We start from the raw sequence: 19,009 nt of genomic DNA on the forward strand, positions 1-19,009 counted from the left end.
CCATGGAGATTGATGAAGCGCGCGAGGTGAGGACCACCTGCCCCTATTGCGGGGTGGGCTGCGGCGTGCTGGCGAAGGTCGCTGCGGACGGCGAGATAACCGTTCGCGGCGACCCGGACCATCCGGCCAATTTCGGCCGGCTCTGCTCGAAGGGTTCGGCGCTGGCCGAGACCATCGACCTCGACGGCAGGCTGCTCCATCCGGAAATCCACGGTCGCCGCACCGACTGGGACGAGGCGCTCGACCTGGTCGCGTCGACCTTCTCGCAAACCATCACCGAGCACGGCCCCGATGCGGTCGCCTTCTACGTCTCCGGCCAGTTGCTGACCGAGGACTATTACGTCGCCAACAAGCTGATGAAGGGGTTTGTCGGCTCGGCCAATATCGACACCAATTCGCGCCTGTGCATGGCCTCGTCGGTCGCCGGCCACCGCCGCGCCTTCGGCTCCGACACGGTACCGGGCAGTTACGAGGATCTGGAGCTTGCCGACCTGATCGTGCTGGTCGGCTCCAATCTCGCCTGGTGCCATCCGGTGCTCTACCAGCGCATTGCCGCGGCCCGGGAAAAGCGGCCCGAGATGAAGGTGGTGCTGATCGACCCACGGCGCACCATGACATCAGATATCGCCGACATGCATCTGGCGATCGCGCCCGATGGCGACGTTGCTTTGTTCACAGGGCTGCTCGCCTACCTCGGCCAGCACAACGCACTGGACCGCACCTATATCACGGCGCACACGACCGGCTTCGGGCAAGCTCTTTTCGCCGCCTCGGCGCTCGACCTTGCCGGCATCGCCGCGGCCACCGGCCTTGGTGAGGATGAACTGGCCCGCTTCTACAGCCTGTTTGCCGCGACGGCGAAGACGGTCACCGTCTACAGCCAGGGCGTGAACCAGTCGTCTTCGGGCACCGACAAGGTCAACGCCATCATCAACTGCCATCTTGCTACCGGCCGCATCGGCCAGCCCGGCGCCGGGCCGTTTTCGGTGACCGGCCAGCCAAACGCCATGGGCGGCCGCGAGGTCGGCGGCATGGCCAACATGCTGGCCGCCCATATGGAGATCGAAAACTCCGAGCACCGCGACCGCGTGCAGCGCTTCTGGAACGCCCCAACCGTCGCCGAAAAACCCGGCCTGAAGGCGGTCGAGATGTTCCAAGCGGTGGCCGACGGACGCATCAAGGCGCTGTGGATCATGGCCACCAATCCGGTCGATTCGATGCCGGATGCCTATGCCGTCGAAGCGGCGATCAAGGCCTGCCCGTTCGTCGTTGTCTCGGACGTGCTGGGCGAGACCGACACGGTACGCCACGCTCATGTCCGGCTGCCGGCGGCGGCATGGGGCGAGAAGGACGGCACCGTCACCAATTCGGAGCGCCGCATCTCGCGCCAGCGGGCTTTTTTGGCGACGCCCGGCGAGGCGAAGCCCGACTGGTGGATCATCGGCGAAGTGGCGAGTCGGATGGGGTTCGGCGAGGCGTTTTCGCATACGTCGCCGGCCGATATCTTCGCCGAACACGCCGCGCTCTCGACATTCGAGAATGGCGGCGCCCGCGACTTCGATATCGGCACCTATGCAGGTGTCGACGGAAATGCCTATGAAGTGCTTGCTCCGTTCCAGTGGCCAGCGCCGGCCTCACCCTCCCCCTTGAGGGGAGGGTCGGCGCGCGCGTTGAGCGAAGCGAAACAAGCGGGACGGGGTGGGGTCGGTGGTGAAGTCTCGACCTCTCAGAGCCGCCTCAACGAGGTGGAGTCCAGTCGTGCCGACAAAGCTGGACGTCAACTAGAGGGTGGCGTTCAAGCTGAACATAGCTCAGCCAGCACCCGCTTCTTCGCCAACGGCGGCTACTACACGCCCGACCGCAAGGCACGCTTCATTGCCATCCGCCCAACCGCACAAACCCGCACCAGCCCGGACTATCCCCTGGTGCTCAACACCGGGCGCGTGCGCGACCACTGGCACACCATGACGCGGACCGGCAAGAGCCCGCGCCTGTCGCAGCATATGGCCGAGCCTTTCGTCGAAATTCACCCGGGGGATGCGCAGCACTTCGGCATCGGTGATGCCGACATCGTCCGCGTATCGTCGGCTTATGGCGAGGTGCTGGTCCGCGCGCTGGTGACAGTGCGCCAACGCCAAGGCTCTGTGTTCGTGCCGATGCACTGGACGGACCAATTTTCCGCCCGTGCGCGTATCGATGCACTGGTCGCGCCCATCACCGATGCGATTTCAGGCCAGCCGGCCTCCAAGAATATTGCTGGCCGGATCGAGCGGTTCGCCGCCACGGCCTTCGGTTTCGCCGTGCTTGCCGAACGGCCCGCCTCCATCGACGCCGAGTATTGGAGCCTCGCCCGCTGCCCCGCCGGCTGGCGCCTCGAAATTGCGCTGCAGTCCGGCCGCGACTGGACCGGGTTTGCCGCCGCGCTGTTCGGCCCGGAAGGGGAAACGCTCGCCTATCACGACATCGCCGGCGGGCACCATCGCTTCGCCCGTTTCGCGGGCAGTCGGCTGGTCGGCGCGCTCTATCTTGCGCCCACCCCGGTGGCGGTGTCGCGCGGCTGGGCAGTGGAGCAGCTCGGCACGGACCACGCCGATCGGCAGGCGCGGCTGGCGATTGTCGCCGGACGGCCGGGCGGCAACAGCGTTGACCGCGGCGCCATCGTCTGCGCCTGTTTCGGGGTCGGCGCCAATCAGATCGCGGAAGCGGTGCGCGGCGGCTGCACCAGCGTCGCGGCAATCGGCACCGTCCTTCACGCCGGCACCAATTGCGGCTCCTGCCGCGCCGAGATCAAGACCATCATCGACGGCCGGCGTCTTCAAGCTGCGGAGTGAATGCGCCGAGGAACTCTGCCGCGCCGCTGCATGATGCTTACTAGCAATTTACAAACCATGGGCTACCAACGTCCTGACTTCGATTCGTTCGGAACGGGAGCCTCATGAGCAAAGCCCTGACCTCATTCGCGCTGGTCGCCGTGCTGACGGCCATGCTGATGGCGCTCAGCCTGGTCGTGGCCAGGCATGGCTATCCCTATGGCGCGATCGGCGCCAAGCGCCTGAGCGACGTCGTCGATGCGGGGACGTTCATTCCGCTCGCGGCGGTCTACTTTTTCAGCGCACTGCTGATGATGGTTCTGCCGATCAGGCTTGCCGGCATCGTCCTGACGCATGCCGCCGATGCGATCTTCTGGGCGGTGATCGTGTTGTTCGCGGTCATCATTGGATGTCTCGCCGCCAGATTTGCTTTCGGTCAACGCGATGTGCTCTCGGCACTGCTGAACTGGCGCTTCCTGTTTGTCGCAGCCGTCGTCGGATGCCATCTCTTCATCAACGAGCTGCGGCGCAACATCCTGTTGAGAAGCCTGTTCTTCGTCGTCTTCGCCGCAGCGACACTGGCCTGTTTGTTTTGGTCCTTCACGGTCTGAGCATGTGCGACCATCGGGACAGACGGCTTAATTCTTGTCGACCGGCTTTGAACGCATCCGCGAAACGGTCTCACGCTCGGCCCGTTTCGAACGCATCGGCGGCAGGCCGCGATCGATCAGGTCCATGTCCTCCAGCACCATGTCGCCCATGCGCTTGAAGGCGATGTCGAGCGCGCCGGCCCGGTGGGCGGAGCGCAGGAACCCCGGCAATGTGCGGACCGGGTGGTCCCGGGCCAGCGGCTCCTCCGGGAAGACATCGCTGGCGGCGACGATATGGCCGCTGCGGACCGCATTCATCAGCGCCGGAAAATCGACGACGCCGGCCCGGCTGAGCAGGATGAAAGCGGCTCCCTTGCGCATCTTCGCGAACGCCTCGGCGCCGAGGAAACCCTGGTTTTCGCTGGTCACCGAAGCGACGACGAAGACGAAATCGCTGTTCGACAGAACGTCGTCGAGCGAGGCCGGCTCGACGCCGTTGTCGATCAGGATCGACGGCGGCAGCCACGGATCGAAGACTTTCGTCTGCGTGCGAAAGCCCGACAGCAGCCGGTTGAGCGCACGGCCAAGATCGCCGAAGCCGATAATGCCGACATCCGCGCCGGAAAGAAGCCGCGCCGTCCGGTTGCCGTCGCCGCCCCACAGCTCCTTGCCCTGACGGAAAGCGAGGTCGGCGTCGACGATGTCGCGGGCGAGGTTGAGCGCCATGGCAAGGCCGAGCTCGGCCACCGGCTCGGCAAACACCAGGCCGGTGGTGACGACATGGATGCCGCGCGAAAACAGCGTCTCATACGGCATGTTCTTGATGAGGTTGCTCTCGACATTGAAGACGCAGCGCAGCGCCTTCATTTTCTCCAGCGTCTCCGGCGTGATCGGCGGCTGGCCGACGATGTAGCGGGTCTCGGCAAGCACATCAGCCGGCAAGGCTGTGACACCTTCGGACGATGTTTCGACGATGCGGTATTTCGATCGAAATTTCGCCAGCGCAGCCGGCGTGAAGATCAGGTCGAGTGTGCGTGGCTCCGGTGCGCTGATCACCAGCGGCAAGGCGTTGTCGGACATGACATTTTTCCTCCCGTGCGATCCGCGTCGCAGCACATTAGAATCATCTTCTCCCGCCTCGACATCTATCACATGCCTGTCGAGGAGGAGAAGTTTGCCCGCCTTCGGCCTTGCGGTGTGGCGGTCGGTGGTCCAGATAGGCGGCGATCGAAGGACGACAAGGAAGACAGCGACATGATCCCGTTTCGAAAGAACCTCATCGATGGCGAGTGGGTGGGCGATGCCGGCTCCCGCAACATCAACCCGTCCAATCTCGACGACGTGGTCGGCGAATATGCGTCGGGGGGCGCCGAGCAGGCTCGGCAGGCCATCGCGGCGGCGAAAGCGGCATTTCCGGCGTGGTCTCGATCGGGTCTGCTGGCACGCCATGCTGTGCTGAGGAAGGCGTCGGACGAGATCATCGCGCGGAAGGATGAAATCGGCCGGGCGTTGGCGCGCGAGGAAGGCAAGACGCTGGTCGAGGGCATCGGCGAGACCGTCCGGGCAGCCCAGATATTCGACTTCTTTGCAGGCGAGACGCTGCGCCTTTCGGGCGAACTGGTTCCGAGCGTGCGGCCCGGCGTCGGCGTCGAGATCACCCGCGAAGCGGTCGGTGTGGTCGGCATCATCACGCCATGGAATTTCCCGATCGCCATCCCGGCCTGGAAAATTGCTCCGGCGCTGGCCTACGGCAACACCATCGTCTTCAAGCCGGCGGAACTCGTTCCGGAGAGCGCTTGGACCATTGTCGACATCCTGCACCGCGCCGGCCTGCCTAAGGGCGTGCTCAATCTGGTCATGGGCAAGGGTTCGGTGGTCGGCCAGGCCATGCTCGACAGCCCTGACCTCAACGCTATCACCTTCACCGGCTCGGTCGGCACCGGCAAGCGCGTCGCTGCCGCCAGCGTCGAGCACATGCGCAAGTTTCAGCTCGAAATGGGCGGCAAGAACCCGTTTGTTGTGCTCGACGATGCCGACCTTGCCGTCGCCGTCGATTGCGCCATCAACGGTGCCTACTTCTCGACCGGCCAGCGCTGCACGGCGTCGTCCCGCCTGGTGGTCACGGACGGCATCCATGACCGCTTCGTCGAGGCGCTCAAGGATCGCCTGGCCAAGCTGGTCGTCGGCGATGCTCTCGACGCGAAGACCCAGATCGGGCCGGTTGTCGATCAGAGTCAGTTGAAACAGGATGAAGATTATATCGCCATCGGCCGCCAGGAAGGTGCCGATCTGGCCTTCGGCGGCGAGCGGCTCGATCGCGAAACCCGCGGCTTCTATCTGCAACCGGCGCTGTTCACCGAAACCACCAACGCCATGCGCATTTCACGCGAAGAGATCTTCGGACCGGTCGCCAACGTCATCCGCGTCAAAGACTATGACGAGGCGCTGGCGGTGGCCAACGACACGCCGTTCGGGCTGACGTCGGGCATCTGCACATCCAGCCTCAAGCATGCCACGCATTTTAAGCGCAATTCGGAAGCCGGCATGGTCATGGTCAACCTGCCGACGGCGGGCGTCGACTTCCACGTGCCTTTCGGCGGGCGCAAGGGATCGAGCTACGGCCCGCGCGAGCAGGGCCGCTACGCCGCGGAATTCTACACCACGGTGAAGACCGCTTACACGTTTGCCGGCTAATCAAGGCGGCACTCACCCGGGATCAGCCAGGCAGGCGAGCAAGTCGATGACATCTGAGAATACGGACCTGACCTGGCTCAATCCGCCGCCGCATCACGAATTCGGCGACAGTACAGTGCATGTGCGGACCGGCAAGGAGACCGACTTCTGGCGCGAGACGTTCTACGGCTTCTGGCGCGACAACGGCCATTTCCTCTATCGTGAGGTCGAGGGCGATTTCAGCGCCGAAGTCACCGTCAACGGGCGCTATGAAGTGCTCTACGATCAGGCCGGGTTGATGGTGCGATTGAGCGAAACGCACTGGATCAAGGCCGGCATCGAATACACCGACGGGCTGATGTATTTTTCCGTCGTCGTCACCAACGATGCCTCCGACTGGTCGCTGGCCAACATTCCCGCCGATCCGGACGGCGTCAGGATCCGCTTGACCCGTCACGCCGAGACGATCCGCGTCCAGTATCTGGACGCGTCCGACAAGCAGTGGAAGCTGGTGCGGCTTGCCTATTTCCCGCCATCGAAAACGGTCGATGTCGGCATGATGTGCTGCTCGCCGCAGCGCGAGGGCTTCGAGGTCACATTCAGCGATTTTTCGATCGGCCCGCCGATCTCGCGTGAGCTTCACGACTGAGGCTTCGCGCCCGGGAGCGGCTTGCCTTGCCGCTCGCCTCAGTAGGTCGCCCGGCCGCCGGAGACGTCGAAGACGGCAGCCGTCGTGAACGAGCATTCCTCGGACGCGATCCAGCAAATCAGCGCCGCCACCTCCTCGACCTCGCCGAACCGCGCCATTGGTATTTTCGATAGCATGAAGTCGATGTGCTGCTGGCTCATCTGCTGGAAGATCGCGGTGCGCACGGCTGCCGGCGTGACGCAGTTCACCGTCACCTTGGTCTTGGCCAGTTCCTTGCCGAGCGATTTAGTCATGCCGATCACCGCCGCCTTGGAGGTACTATAGGCCGAGGCGTTCGGGTTACCTTCCTTGCCGGCAATCGAGGCGATGTTGACGATCCTGCCGTAATTGCGTTCGAGCATATGCGGGACCAGCGCCCTGTTGCAGAAGAAGACGCCGTTGATGTTGATGTCGATGACCCGGCGCCAATCCTCCACGGAATACTCCCAGGTCGTCATGTTCGGCCCCGTGATGGCAGCACTGGTGACAAGGATATCGACCGCGCCAAGCACTTCGATCGTCTCTCCGGCGGCGGCTTCGACCGCTACGGGGTCGGCGACGTCGAGGGTCACGCTGTGCAAACCTGGAAGAATGGCCTTGGCCTGCTCGATCTGGGCGGCATCGCGATCCCAGACCGAAACACGCCCGCCTTCGTCAACGATCCTTCGCGCGATGGGTAGGCCGATGCCTGAGGCGCCGCCGGTAATAACAGCAGATCGTCCGGCAAATCGTCCCGCGAAACTCATCGGCATGTGATCTTTCCTTGCTGGCTTATCCGGTTAGGCGTTGGCCGGTCGCCATCGGCGGGAATGTGAAGTCAACGGCGGACAAGTGCAAGTCGACATCTGGAGCCTCCGAGCGGGTTCATAGTGGGCCAGAAGGAGCGGTTTAAAGGCGTCGCAGGGTCAAGCACCGGACGGATCGGAGCGACTTCCATGCGCACCGGGTTCAGACGTTCTTGATCGATTTCCAATGGCTCAGTCGCTCCGCGATCAACTCCACGCGCCGCTGATTGTCGCGCCCGTCCAGGATGCTCAGATCCTCCGGATCGGCGCGCAAGTAAACACCGGAGGTGCGCGCGTTCAGTTTTGGCGGCGTGTCCGCTCGCGTGGTGAAGTACCCGGACGCGCGATCGGCGGACTCCAGCCGGATCTCTCCTGTCCCGAACAACTGCGACGCGTTCGCGTCCAAGGGCCGTTCTCCATTCCAAAAGTAGAAGATGCCGGGAGGCTCCTTTCTCTCCTTCACCGCTTCGCTCCAGTATCTGGCCGATAGGCTGCCATTCTCTTGCCATGAGCGGCCGGCTAGCTCCAGCGCACCATCGCGGTCTCGCGAAATCCGCAAGAGGCTCACGGCGGAAGGCTCCCTCACGCTGCGCTCCGTCAGGGAAAACTGCCACCAAAGGCCCTCGATGCGGGCGACGCGACGCTCATTCTCGATGGCTTTCCGCAGCTTTTGGTTGACCGCTCTCATCTCCGCGCCGGTCGTCGCTTCGCCGTACCGTACAGAGGTGAGGCCGAGCAGATCGCTTGGAAGCTTGGAGCCATTGGCATGGAGGATAAACGTCCGGCGCATTCCGAGAACTCCGCCAAAAAGGCCGGCTTCGAAGACCACATTGTCTCGCGGTGAAGCTTGAGCTGACGCCGCAGCAGGCGAAGCCGGCTGGCTCGCACTGGTCCAGTCGTCCTGAGCGAACACAAAAGCGGCGAAGTCGACTTCACGCGTAAGCTCGAGGAGGCGCTCCAGGGTGGTTGTCCCGGGATTGAAGGACGTCGTCCAGGGCTCCACGTTCGCGATGTCTTCGAGGCCGCGAGTCAGCGCCTGCAGCAGTTTCTTCTGCTTTCCTGACGAACCCAGGAAGATTCGAGGTTTGTCCATCCGTGTCCCCTCCGCCATGTGACCAGCGTCTGCAAATTATTTCTCTTTCCGTCCGCTGTTGGCAAGCCCTGGGCGCCACCTGTCAGCCGGCCGGCATGGCACGCGGTCGACGCCGTCTTTGGGTGACAAATGGCGAGAGTTGGGTTATATTGCGCTGCACAATAATCGCTCGCGTATGGCGCGTCCACGACTGCGTGGAACTACAAGGACGGAAAACCGCTACCGAGATGAAGATCCCAAAATCTCTGTTGATCGATCCGGACAAGAACACGGCCTATGGCAGCTTTGCCGTTGCCGTCTCGATCTGGGCGTTCTCCTACTCAACCATTTTCGGCCAGACCATGATCCTGGCCTATTATGCGGTCTGGCTGCCGCTCATCCTGGTCGACTACCGGAAGATATTAAGGCACGCTTCCAGCGCCTGGCTTCCACTGGCGTTTGCGACCTATGTCTGCTTCTCGGTGTTCTGGTCGGCAGCTCCCGGCACCACGGCAAGGACGGCCATCCAATATTGCTCCCATATCGCCTGCGCCTACATTGCCGCGCGCACCGTCAGCGTCCGGACCTTGACCATAGGCGCCCTGATCGGGATCTTTGTCGTCCTGCTCTACTCGCTCAAGGTCGCGAGTTATTCCTACGACGTTCTCGACGGGACATATAATTTCGTCGGTGCATTCAGCTCCAAGAACCAGATCGGCTTTGTCGCATCGCTTGGCATCTACTTCTGCGTTGTCTACCTGGCTTTTCTCAGGCGCGGCCGCATAAGCTTTTTATTGATCGTACCGATCGTCCTTCTCTCGGGCTATTTGCTGGTCGTGTCGCATTCGGCCACGTCAATGGCATCGACCCCGGCAGTCCTCGCTCTGGTCGCCCTGCTTTCCATCGGCAAGCTGCTTTCGCTTCGCCACCGGCGGGTGATTTTCGTGATCGGTGCGGGCGGGCTGGTCGCCTGCACTGTGATTGCCCTGAATCTCGGGCTCATGGATTTCGTCCTTGGCCTCTTCGGCAAGGATTCGACGCTCACCGGACGGACCTACCTCTGGCAGCAGGGCTGGAACGCCGCGCAGCAATCGCCCATCCTCGGTGTGGGCTACGCAGCCTATTGGGTGCAGGGTTTCTCCGAAGCCGAGCGCCTATGGAACGAATTCTATATCGCCGCACGAAGCGGCTTCCACTTCCACAACACCTACATCGAGACCTTGGTGGAACTCGGCTTCGTCGGTGCGACACTGCTTTCGCTGATCATCCTGCGTACGCTCTGGGGTCACGTCTCGGCGCTGATATTCAGGACATGGCAAGCCGAGTCGGTGATTCTCGCCGGCGTGATGGTGCTTCTATTCATACGGTCCTTCGTCGAGGTCGAGACCCTCAATCCCTACATCATGGGATCGTTCCTGCTGTATTACAGCTACTTCAAGCTGGTTAAGGTGCCGGCCGTCGCCCGTTCCCGGTGGGCCGCGGTAAACCATCTCGAGGAGCCGGACGCCGTGCGAAGCTAGAGCCGATCCGAGCTGTTCGTTGCCCGAAGGCTGTCTTGTTTTCTGATCCATAAAGACCAAGCCCAAAACCCCGCAGACCGCTGTCTGCGAGGTGGGTGCTTCACTCCGTGGAAGAAAGCTACTGAATGGCCAAAGGCGCCGGTTTGACCTTGATTACGTCCCCTGGCAGCACCGGCGTGTCTTCGCCGGCGGTGATTTCGCTGGTCTTGCCGTCGACCACCCGCACCAGGGAAAACGACATGGCGGGTGGTTCGTTGTTGCCATAGAGTTGCGGCATGGGGTTGCCCGACAGGGCTTCGGACATCAAGCCCTTTTCCATATTCAGCTTTAGCGTCGTTTGGTTGAGATCGGCCTCTGTCTGTTGCCGGTCGGTCGCGAGGCCGGCATTCTGGGTGTTCTCCAGGTCGATGGCGTCCTGGGTAGCCTTGCTGATCGACTGCTTGGCCGTGAGGATAGCCGTGTCGTAATCCAGGATCTGGCCTTCGAGGTCGGCGATCGTTTGCTGCGAGTTCAAAACCCGCGTGTTGACGACCAGGCCCTTTTGCGCCAGCGAGCCGATGCCGTTGAGCTGTTCCTTCGCCAGATCGACCTGCTTCTGCTGGTTGACGATCTTTTTCTGCAGCGAATCGATCTCGCTCTGCAGCAGCGTCTTCAAATCATCGAGCGCCTGCAGGCGCAGCTTGAGCTTTTTCTGGTCGGCCGCCAGGATTGCCATCTCGTCGGCAACGATGCCCGGCAGCTTCGGATCGTCGGCAACTTCCTTCGGCACGTCGAATGCCGGTTTGTCCGCCAGTTCCGCTTCGATGCGCGCGCGCCTGACGATCAGCCGGACCTGCTGGTCCTGAAGCACATCGAAATCGCCCTTGGCATTGATCAGGTCGCGGTCGAAGCGCTGGCCGCTATCCGGGTTCCGCCGGGCTCCGCCGGCAATGCTCATCGCCTTCAGCACGGTCAGCCCAGGCACGCAAGGATACTGGCCGGGCGATTGCACCTCGCCGGAAATGTAGAACGGCCGGTACTGCGCCATTTCGACGGAAGCCTCCGGCCTGTCGGCCAGAGCGAGCTTGCGCTGCAGCGCCTCGCCGAGCGATGCCGCGATCTCCGAAGTCGTCTTGCCGGATGCGGGCATCTCGCCGACGAAGGGCACCGACAAGGTTCCTGCCGGCCCGACCGTGTATTCTCCATTGATGGCCGACCAGTCACGGAACGTGCCTTCGACGGTCTGCCATTCCGCCACGCGGATGGTCAGCTTGTCCTGTGAGCCAAGCCGATAGTCGTCGGCGGCGGCAAACTGGGGCAGGGCCAGCGACAGCGCGAAGCACGTCGCTAGAAGCCGCACGCGGCGCGTGCGTCTGGTGAGAAAGCTGGTGCGAGAGATTTCGAAGGTGTCTGCTTTCAATGAACGGTTCCGATCCGATTTGCCCCGCCCGATGAGCTGCCGATGCTTGAAACCCGAGTTCGGGGCCTGAATTCTGGACAGTCGCTCCTCGATCCATGGCCGGCATGCGGCCGTCAGTAGCAGCCTCGCGACATCCAGACCGCAGGTACTGTCTTGATGATGATGCGAATGTCTTCGAACATCGACCAGTTCTCGACATAGTGCCGATCGAACGCGACGCGGCTGTCGTAGGAAACATCGTTGCGTCCGCTGACCTGCCAGAGTCCGGTCAGGCCGGGGCGCGATTTCAGGTAATAGACAGCCGAACTGCCATAGATCTCCAGCTCATCACGCACCACGGGACGAGGCCCGACCAGGCTCATATCTCCCTGCAGGATGTTGATGATCTGCGGCAACTCATCGAGGCTGAGCTTCCTCAGCACCGCTCCGACGCGCGTGATCCGCGGATCGTTCTTCAACTTGCGGGTCGCCATCCATTCGGCGTTGGCCTCCGGATTCGCGGCAAGATAGGCAGCAAGCACCCGCTCGCCGTCCGGAACCATGGTGCGGAACTTGAGGCACGGGAAAATCCGTCCTCCGCGGCCGATCCGGCTATGACCATAGAAAATCGGCCCGCCATCGGAAAACCTGACAAGCAGCGCTATCATCACGAACAGCGGGCTGAGAGCAACCAGACCGATCAGTGAACCGGCAATATCGAAGCTGCGTTTGAGCAGGCCGCCGATCGGTGGCGGAAAATCGATGCCGGCCTGCGAAAAATCCGCGTCGGCCGGCTTGGCTACGTCCCTCATGCGTAAACTCCATACGTTGAACGGATGGTTTACCGCACGATACCAAAAAAATGTTGCAGCGCAACACACAATTTCCCAGCCGGCTGTAATAGTCGCGTCATGAACTGACTAAATAATAAACGCATCCTGCACAAAATTTCGCCTTTATGTCACAAAAGAGACCGACGATGGGCAACTTTGAAAAAACTAGTCCATTTTTGAGGCGCCTTTTAGGCGATTCGCTCTTGAGACCCTGTTATCGAGCTTTGACGTCATTTAGAATCGCCCGATATGGCCTGACATTATGGTAAAATACTAGATAATACTATTAATCTTACTGGAGCGAGTCCATATCCGGCAATCATTGGTGACAGCTATGTGTGCATTGCACCATGGCGGAGTCGATCCCGAGGATTCGCTTAAAATTATTCGTGGCTGCCCTTGCCGCCTATTGCACACCTTAATAGAGTTGCAAATTGTTTCTGTCGGAGTATGGACAGATTGGGCAAGGTCGGAAGCAACCGGCCACAAGCGGGCAACCTTAATAAGCTCGCAGAGTTTAAGGGAGGTGCTCGGGGTGGGCTTATCGACAATTTTTCCCGAGCCGGTTGACGGGCTATCGGGTATGTCACTGCCAAAGTTCATTATCGGCATGGTTTTTGCACTGGCGATCGTGGTCGTCTGGTCCTATTTGGGCGGCGCCTCGCTCGGCACGACGCTTTTTCGCGTCATCGGCTGCGCCATAGTCATCCAACTCGGTTATTTTCTGCTGATCTTTGCCATGGTCGCAAGAAATGCCCCGACCCCGGCCGACAAAATTCGCGACGCAGAACGAAAGCTGAGTTCGAACGAAGCGGCCGAAGGCGAGAAATTCAGCGCCAGGAGAGGCCTTCACTGATTTCGGGCCTTGGCCGCGGTCAGCGATGTCGATGTAACCTGCGGTTACGCTGGCCAGCCCTCTGACGAACTGCTCGCCTCAACAACACCGGCGTCGGCATCCCTGTTCTTTCAATTCCTTGATACTCCGGGCCTCGACGCGCTCGCTCTCCGTCGCCGCCGTCCAGTCGGCGAGGATCAGCAACTGGTTCCCGCCGGTCGAGCGCTCTGATGGAGCGTGTAGGAACGGCTCTGCCAAGCGGCGCATTTCGGGAGCCATCCCGATTGAGGCTCGCCGCCTGCCCAACCGCGCCATGACACCCAGCAAATGAAAAACTGGACGGCGCCGATGATTTTGGCGATGCTTGCTTCGCACTTGCAGCATAGGCATTTGGCCGATGCATGTCAGACGGGTGGTGAGGCATTGAGCGGGGAGGGCGAAGAAATCCGCAACGACTTCTGCAATCGAGAGGCATGTCCATGACATCATCCCAGGTCTGCGTGATCATCGCCGCCCGCAATGCGGCGCGGACAATCCCGGCTGCCATTGCATCGGCCTTGCGCGAGCCGGAGGTTGCGGAAGTCGTCGTCGTCGACGACGCGTCCACCGACGATACCGCGAAAGTCGCCCACGCAGCCGACGACGGCACGGGCCGCCTTTCGGTCATCCGCTTCGACGTCAATCGCGGCCCCTCCTTTGCCCGCAACGCCGCGATAGCCGGCTCCAGGTCGCCGTTCATCAGCATTCTGGACGCTGATGATTTCTTTTTCGAAGGCAGGTTTCACAGACTGTTCGCCAGCACCGATTGGGATTTCGCGGCAGACAACATCATGCTTGTCAGGGATGACGCGGCAACCGACGTCTCGAAAATCGTCGCTCCACCGTTTTCGCCCGAGCCGGAATTCCTCGATTTCGAAGGTTTCATCGACGCCAACATCTCCAGGCGCCGTGTGCAACGAGGGGAACTGGGCTTCCTCAAACCCGTGATCAGCCGCGCCTTCCTCGATCGGCATGGGCTGCGCTACGACGAGAAGCTGCGCCTAGGTGAAGACTACGAACTCTACGCGCGTGCGGTTGCGCATGGCGCGCGCTTCAAGGTCATCAAATCCTGTGGCTACGGCGCGATCGTGCGCGCCGATTCGCTGAGTGGACGGCACAAGACCCAGGACCTGAAGCATCTGGCCGATGCGGATCTGGCACTACTTGCGATCGACAGTTTGCCGGAGGGATCGAAGGCTGCGCTGAAACGGCACGAGCGGCACATACGCGACAAATACCGGTTGCGGAAATTCCTCGATGTGAAGGCCGAGCGCGGGCTGGCACCGGCTGCGGCCTACGCCTTGGCCGGTCCGTCCAACCTCATGGCCGTCGTCCGCGGCGTTGCCGCCGACAAGCTGGATGCGTTGTTTCGCCGCGCCGGCCTAGCCGCGAAGCGTCAGCATGTGCCGCCGCTGCGCTTCCTCATGGCCGGAAGCAGCACGGCCAGCGAACGCTAGGCTCGTCAACGTGGCGATCCCGGTAGCCATGCCCTTACCCTTCGGTCGGCTCGCCCCATTTCGACGAGATTTATGAGTTTACGATCTAGGTGGTTGCCTATGCGCTCGGGGAATGGCAATCTATGTTGCGGTGCAGCAATTTTGGACGGCCAACCGAACGGGCCAGACACATCCCCTGTCAGAGGAGCTGGACGATGCAAGAAATGTCTTTTGAACGTGGACGGGCGCCAAGGCCGGTCACCAGCTCGACGATGAAGGGGCGCTGACTACATGGCCTCGATCTTCGGCTTCAAATCGAGAGATCCGGCGCGCGACAGGCAGACCGACACCTCGCGCCTTGATCGTCTGGCAAAGCTGCTCGACCAGATCGCCGCCGAGGTCGAGGCGGAGAAGAGCGGACTAGAGAACCGCTACAGGACAACGGCCACGAATGCCGCCTTCCTGGTCGAGGCAATGGAGAACGGAGCGGTCTCCTCCCGCAGGTCCTCCGAAGTCGGCGAACTGACCAAGTCGATCCTGAATTGCGAGCGGCGCATCGCGGCGCTCTCGCGCCAGAAGCAGATGATGAACGAGCTCCGTCATTCGCTGGATGCAATCTTCGATGAGAATCGGCAGAACGCTCCAAACATAAGGATCGATTTTGCCAAACCCGCCGGTCCCGGCACAGGTTGAGCGAACATCCTGGGTCGGCGCCATACGCAATGGTTTTGGGCACGCGACAAGGAGCTTAGGGGCGACAGAGGTCAAGATCAGCTTGTTTCGCAATGGTTCGAACGATCGCTTTGGGGGTGCACAGCACAAAGGTGAGTTTGATATGAACGCAGATCCTAAAAGCACGTCCACCCCGCCAACCAGCGGCACCTCGTTCACACGCCAGATGCGAGGCAAACTGCGGCGACTCTGTCCAGACAGGGCGTTTCTGCTGGTCGTTCTCGGCAGCCTGATTGTGGGCTTGGCGCCCGCCCGTTCCCAGGATCTCCCGACCGCGCCGTCTTTTGTCGATGATTTCACCAGCATCAGTCGCGCGCGCTGGTATATTTCCGACGGCTGGACGAATGGCAAGCATCAGAACTGCACCTGGTCCAAGAGCCTGATCGGGCTTTCCGACGGCATGCTGACGCTCGGTTTCGAGAAGCGCAAGCTGAAGGATCGCGAATTCGCCTGCGCCGAGATCCAGACCAAGCAGCGCTTCGGCTACGGCACCTACGAGGCGCGGATGAAGACCGACACGGGCTCAGGCGTCAACGCGGCATTCTTCAGCTTCGTCGGCGATGCCGACAAACAGCCGCATGATGAGATCGACTTCGAGGTGCTGACCAAGGACACGTCCAAGGTCCAGGTCAACGCCTACATAGCCGGCAAGGGCAAGAACGAGAAGCTGGTCGACGTCGCCGGCGGCACCGACAAGGCCTTCAACGACTACGCCTTCGTTTGGGAAAAGGACCGGCTGCGCTGGTACGTCAACGGCAAGCTTGTCCACGAGATCACCGATCCCGCGAAGCTGCCCACTCATTCGCAAAGAATCTATTTCAGCCTGTGGGGCACCGATACGCTGAAGGGCTGGATGGGGCCGTTCTCGGATCCGGGCCGCAAGCTCACCATGCAGGTGGACCGCGTCGCATTCACCGCACTTGGCCAGCCCTGCCAGTTCCCGGAATCGCTGGCATGCAAGACGAACTAAAAACGCATCTGAACCGGCCGAGCCGAAGGCGGTCCGAAGCTTTGAACAGGAATGAAATCGAATGAATTTGACTGTCTTTGGAATTGGCTATGTCGGTCTTGTACAGGCGGCGGTGCTTGCCGAAGTCGGCCATCAGGTGGTCTGCGTCGATATCGATGCGAAAAAGGTCGAGCGGCTCAACCAGGGCCATATCCCGATCTTCGAGCCCGGGCTCGAAAACATGGTCAAGGAGAACCATGCCGCCGGCCGCATCACGTTCACCACCGACGCCGCCGCGGCGATCAGGCATGGCCAGATCCAGATGATCGCCGTTGGCACGCCTCCTGGCGAGGATGGTTCGGCTGACCTCAAATATGTGCTGGCCGTCGCCGAGGCCATCGGTCGTGAGATGGACGCGCCCAAGATCGTCGTCGGCAAGTCGACCGTGCCGGTCGGCACCTGCGAAAGGATAAAGGCCAGGATCGCCGAGACGCTGAAGGCGCGCGGGCGCGAGGATCTGGCTTTCGACGTCGCCTCCAATCCGGAATTCCTCAAGGAAGGGTCCGCTGTGAGCGACTGCATGAAGCCCGACCGCATCATCGTCGGCACCAGCAACGAGGACACCGAGGCGGTGATGCGCGAGCTCTACGCCCCGTTCAACCGCAACCACGAAAAGATGATCGTGATGGACGTGCGCAGTGCCGAGTTCACCAAATACGCGGCCAATTGCATGCTGGCGACCAAGATCAGCTTCATGAACGAAATGGCCAATCTGGCCGAGCAGCTGGGCGCCGACATCGAGGAGGTCCGCAAGGGCATCGGCAGCGACCCGCGCATCGGCTACCACTTCATCTATCCGGGCCTCGGCTATGGCGGCTCGTGCTTCCCGAAGGACGTGCGCGCCCTGATCAGGGCCGCCGAAGCCGTCAAATTCGACGCCAAGCTGCTGCGCGCTGTCGAGGAGCGCAACAACCAGCAGAAGTCGGTCCTGTTCGAGAAGGTGGATAGCTATTTCAAGGGCAATCTCAGGGGCAAGACCTTTGCGCTGTGGGGCCTGGCCTTCAAGCCCAATACCGACGACATGCGCGAGGCCCCGGCCCGTACGCTGATGGAAGCGCTCTGGGCCGCCGGTGCCAATGTGCAGGCCTACGATCCGGAGGCGATGCAGGAATGCCAAGCGATCTACGGGTTGCGCGACGACCTGCAGCTGTGCGGGACCAAGGAGGCTGCGGTACGAGGAGCCGACGCGCTCTTGATCGTGACCGAGTGGAAGAGCTTCAGCGCGCCGTCCTTCGATGCGTTGAAGGACGCGCTGACCACGCCCGTCATCTTCGACGGCCGCAACATCTACGACCCCAAGGTCATCGCCCGCCACGGCATCGAATACCACAGCATCGGCAGAATGGCGGCGTGACGATAGGGCGGTCCAGCAAGGAGCCAGGTCCATGAAAGTTCTGTTTGCAGGCGGCAACGGCTACACGCCGCAGTTCAGCGGTGGCGTTCAGTCGAGCACGCACCATCTGGTCGAGCAGCTGCGCGAGCACGGTCATGACGCCTCCGTTCTGGCGGCGCTGTTCGGTGATGGCATGTTCGGTTTCAAGGCGCGCGCCAAGATGAAGCTGCTTCGCCAGCGTGCGGTCATCGACAGCTATCCCGGCTATCCGGTCGTGCGGGCATGGTTTCCCTGGGAGGCGGCGCGCTTCGCGGTCGAACGGCTCGATCCCGATGTCGCTGTCGTGCAGTGCCACAAATCGGTGCCGATCGGAAAAGCGCTGCAGGCGCTCGGCGTGCCGCTGGTGGTCTACCTGCGGAATGTCGAATTCCACGAATTGGCCGGTGACCTGCGCGAATTGCATTCTGCGCTCTATATCGCCAACTCCGAATTCACCGCGCGCACCTATAAGGAAAAGTTCGGCATCGATTCGACCGTAATCCCGCCGACCATCAATCCCGGGCTCTACAGCACGCCGACGACCGGTGAATTCGTCACACTGATCAATCCTTACAATGAAAAAGGGTTCGAACTCGCCGTGCGCATCGCCGGCCAATGCCCCGAAATTCCGTTCCTGTTCGTCGAAAGCTGGAAGCTCGACGACGACCACCGGGCGCAGATCGAACAGGTTATCGCGCCGCTGCGCAACGTCAGGCTGGAAAGCCGCACCAGCGATATGAAGACGGTCTATGGCCGCACCAAAATCCTGCTGGCGCCCAGCAAATGGGAAGAGGCCTGGGGGCGGGTGGCATCCGAGGCCCATTGCAGCGGCATTCCGGTCGTCGGGTCCCGGCGCGGCGGCCTGCCGGAAGCGATTGGCGCCGGCGGCGTGGTCCTCGATTATGACGCACCGCTCGACGACTGGGTCGCCGCGGTCAGGCGGCTATGGAGCGACAAGGCCGAGTACGACCGGCTGTCGGCGGCGGCGCAGCTGTTTTCGGAGCGGCCGCAGATGAACCCCGACATTCAGTTCGCGACCTTCCTCGGCGTTCTCGACAACGCCAGGCAAGGCGCGCTGGAGCATGCCGCCTGATGCATTTCGCCCAAGAGCATGCATGTCGCCCAAATGCCTGCCTTTGCGCCTGACCCAGGGGTGCGAGCGGCTTTGGGACAACGACACGCACAACAGCAGACGCTTGAAGCGCCTCGCACGACGGCGACGGGCTTCAATCTCTAT

Annotated in this window: 16 protein-coding genes; 11 read left to right on the forward strand and 5 right to left on the reverse strand. The window is 61.7% G+C overall.

Annotation, left to right across the window (positions count from 1 at the left end):
* Positions 1–2: 2 nt before the first annotated feature.
* Entirely contained in the window at positions 3–2,831 is a 2,829-nt protein-coding gene (locus tag NKJ94_RS01160) for a nitrate reductase (RefSeq protein ID WP_352522561.1), read from the forward strand.
* Between the two features lie 104 nt (positions 2,832–2,935).
* Complete coding sequence (locus tag NKJ94_RS01165; RefSeq protein WP_352522562.1) at positions 2,936–3,421, forward strand: hypothetical protein; 486 nt, start codon at positions 2,936–2,938, stop codon at positions 3,419–3,421.
* Positions 3,422–3,448: 27 nt separating this feature from the next.
* Here NKJ94_RS01165 and NKJ94_RS01170 read toward each other — a convergent pair whose 3' ends face one another.
* Positions 3,449–4,480: a hydroxyacid dehydrogenase gene (locus tag NKJ94_RS01170; protein ID WP_352522563.1), complete on the reverse strand. Its 1,032-nt coding sequence runs from the start codon at positions 4,478–4,480 to the stop codon at positions 3,449–3,451.
* Positions 4,481–4,657: 177 nt separating this feature from the next.
* On the opposite strand from NKJ94_RS01170, the gene NKJ94_RS01175 reads away from it, so the two are divergent.
* Together NKJ94_RS01175 and NKJ94_RS01180 are read left to right on the forward strand one after the other, a co-directional pair.
* Complete coding sequence (locus tag NKJ94_RS01175; RefSeq protein ID WP_352522768.1) at positions 4,658–6,094, forward strand: aldehyde dehydrogenase family protein; 1,437 nt, start codon at positions 4,658–4,660, stop codon at positions 6,092–6,094.
* Positions 6,095–6,140: 46 nt separating this feature from the next.
* Positions 6,141–6,722, forward strand: coding sequence for a DUF1349 domain-containing protein (locus tag NKJ94_RS01180; RefSeq protein WP_352522564.1), 582 nt, complete (start codon positions 6,141–6,143; stop codon positions 6,720–6,722).
* Positions 6,723–6,760: 38 nt separating this feature from the next.
* Here the strand turns inward: NKJ94_RS01180 and NKJ94_RS01185 are convergent, their stop codons facing one another.
* Together NKJ94_RS01185 and NKJ94_RS01190 are read right to left on the reverse strand one after the other, a co-directional pair.
* Positions 6,761–7,513: an SDR family NAD(P)-dependent oxidoreductase gene (locus tag NKJ94_RS01185; protein ID WP_352522565.1), complete on the reverse strand. Its 753-nt coding sequence runs from the start codon at positions 7,511–7,513 to the stop codon at positions 6,761–6,763.
* Between the two features lie 196 nt (positions 7,514–7,709).
* Complete coding sequence (locus NKJ94_RS01190; RefSeq protein WP_352522566.1) at positions 7,710–8,639, reverse strand: TIR domain-containing protein; 930 nt, start codon at positions 8,637–8,639, stop codon at positions 7,710–7,712.
* A 227-nt stretch (positions 8,640–8,866) separates the two neighbouring features.
* Between NKJ94_RS01190 and NKJ94_RS01195 the strand changes: the two genes are divergently transcribed.
* Positions 8,867–10,138 carry an O-antigen ligase family protein gene (locus tag NKJ94_RS01195; protein ID WP_352522567.1) on the forward strand — a complete coding sequence of 424 codons (1,272 nt, stop codon included), beginning with the start codon at positions 8,867–8,869 and terminating at the stop codon, positions 10,136–10,138.
* Positions 10,139–10,256: 118 nt separating this feature from the next.
* Here the strand turns inward: NKJ94_RS01195 and NKJ94_RS01200 are convergent, their stop codons facing one another.
* Entirely contained in the window at positions 10,257–11,537 is a 1,281-nt protein-coding gene (locus NKJ94_RS01200; protein WP_502895987.1) for a polysaccharide biosynthesis/export family protein, read from the reverse strand.
* A 113-nt stretch (positions 11,538–11,650) separates the two neighbouring features.
* Positions 11,651–12,328, reverse strand: a complete 678-nt coding sequence (locus tag NKJ94_RS01205) for a sugar transferase (protein WP_352522568.1) — start codon at positions 12,326–12,328, stop codon at positions 11,651–11,653.
* Positions 12,329–12,683: 355 nt separating this feature from the next.
* Here NKJ94_RS01205 and NKJ94_RS01210 point away from each other — a divergent pair, with 355 nt between their 5' ends.
* The 6 genes from NKJ94_RS01210 (at position 12,684) to NKJ94_RS01235 (ending at position 18,865) form a co-directional block, all read left to right on the forward strand.
* Entirely contained in the window at positions 12,684–13,205 is a 522-nt protein-coding gene (locus tag NKJ94_RS01210; protein ID WP_352522569.1) for an exopolysaccharide production repressor protein, read from the forward strand.
* A gap of 452 nt (positions 13,206–13,657) precedes the next feature.
* Positions 13,658–14,680, forward strand: a complete 1,023-nt coding sequence (locus NKJ94_RS01215) for a glycosyltransferase family 2 protein (protein WP_352522570.1) — start codon at positions 13,658–13,660, stop codon at positions 14,678–14,680.
* 270 nt (positions 14,681–14,950) lie between these two features.
* Positions 14,951–15,352 carry a hypothetical protein gene (locus NKJ94_RS01220; protein WP_352522571.1) on the forward strand — a complete coding sequence of 134 codons (402 nt, stop codon included), beginning with the start codon at positions 14,951–14,953 and terminating at the stop codon, positions 15,350–15,352.
* Positions 15,353–15,494: 142 nt separating this feature from the next.
* The gene (exoK, locus tag NKJ94_RS01225; protein ID WP_352522572.1) at positions 15,495–16,361 is read left to right on the forward strand and encodes an endo-1,3-1,4-beta-glycanase ExoK; all 867 of its coding nucleotides are present in this window, start codon (positions 15,495–15,497) and stop codon (positions 16,359–16,361) included.
* Positions 16,362–16,422: 61 nt separating this feature from the next.
* Complete coding sequence (locus NKJ94_RS01230) at positions 16,423–17,754, forward strand: UDP-glucose dehydrogenase family protein (protein WP_352522573.1); 1,332 nt, start codon at positions 16,423–16,425, stop codon at positions 17,752–17,754.
* 31 nt (positions 17,755–17,785) lie between these two features.
* Positions 17,786–18,865 carry a glycosyltransferase gene (locus NKJ94_RS01235; protein WP_352522574.1) on the forward strand — a complete coding sequence of 360 codons (1,080 nt, stop codon included), beginning with the start codon at positions 17,786–17,788 and terminating at the stop codon, positions 18,863–18,865.
* Positions 18,866–19,009: the final 144 nt, after the last annotated feature.

Origin of the sequence: Mesorhizobium sp. M0060, assembly GCF_040323155.1 — a bacterium.
Classification (GTDB): domain Bacteria; phylum Pseudomonadota; class Alphaproteobacteria; order Rhizobiales; family Rhizobiaceae; genus Mesorhizobium.

What these genes read in the sequence shown, in the direction of transcription:
- NKJ94_RS01235 (WP_352522574.1), top strand. Translation starts at nt 17,786, where the DNA reads ATGAAAGTTCTGTTTGCAGGCGGCAACGGCTACACGCCGCAGTTCAGC.
- NKJ94_RS01230 (WP_352522573.1), top strand. Translation starts at nt 16,423, where the DNA reads ATGAATTTGACTGTCTTTGGAATTGGCTATGTCGGTCTTGTACAGGCG.
- NKJ94_RS01165 (WP_352522562.1), top strand. Translation starts at nt 2,936, where the DNA reads ATGAGCAAAGCCCTGACCTCATTCGCGCTGGTCGCCGTGCTGACGGCC.
- NKJ94_RS01170 (WP_352522563.1), bottom strand. Translation starts at nt 4,480, where the DNA reads ATGTCCGACAACGCCTTGCCGCTGGTGATCAGCGCACCGGAGCCACGC.
- NKJ94_RS01185 (WP_352522565.1), bottom strand. Translation starts at nt 7,513, where the DNA reads ATGCCGATGAGTTTCGCGGGACGATTTGCCGGACGATCTGCTGTTATT.
- NKJ94_RS01220 (WP_352522571.1), top strand. Translation starts at nt 14,951, where the DNA reads ATGGCCTCGATCTTCGGCTTCAAATCGAGAGATCCGGCGCGCGACAGG.
- exoK (WP_352522572.1), top strand. Translation starts at nt 15,495, where the DNA reads ATGAACGCAGATCCTAAAAGCACGTCCACCCCGCCAACCAGCGGCACC.
- NKJ94_RS01195 (WP_352522567.1), top strand. Translation starts at nt 8,867, where the DNA reads ATGAAGATCCCAAAATCTCTGTTGATCGATCCGGACAAGAACACGGCC.
- NKJ94_RS01215 (WP_352522570.1), top strand. Translation starts at nt 13,658, where the DNA reads ATGTCCATGACATCATCCCAGGTCTGCGTGATCATCGCCGCCCGCAAT.
- NKJ94_RS01210 (WP_352522569.1), top strand. Translation starts at nt 12,684, where the DNA reads ATGTGTGCATTGCACCATGGCGGAGTCGATCCCGAGGATTCGCTTAAA.
- NKJ94_RS01180 (WP_352522564.1), top strand. Translation starts at nt 6,141, where the DNA reads ATGACATCTGAGAATACGGACCTGACCTGGCTCAATCCGCCGCCGCAT.
- NKJ94_RS01160 (WP_352522561.1), top strand. Translation starts at nt 3, where the DNA reads ATGGAGATTGATGAAGCGCGCGAGGTGAGGACCACCTGCCCCTATTGC.
- NKJ94_RS01190 (WP_352522566.1), bottom strand. Translation starts at nt 8,639, where the DNA reads ATGGACAAACCTCGAATCTTCCTGGGTTCGTCAGGAAAGCAGAAGAAA.
- NKJ94_RS01205 (WP_352522568.1), bottom strand. Translation starts at nt 12,328, where the DNA reads ATGAGGGACGTAGCCAAGCCGGCCGACGCGGATTTTTCGCAGGCCGGC.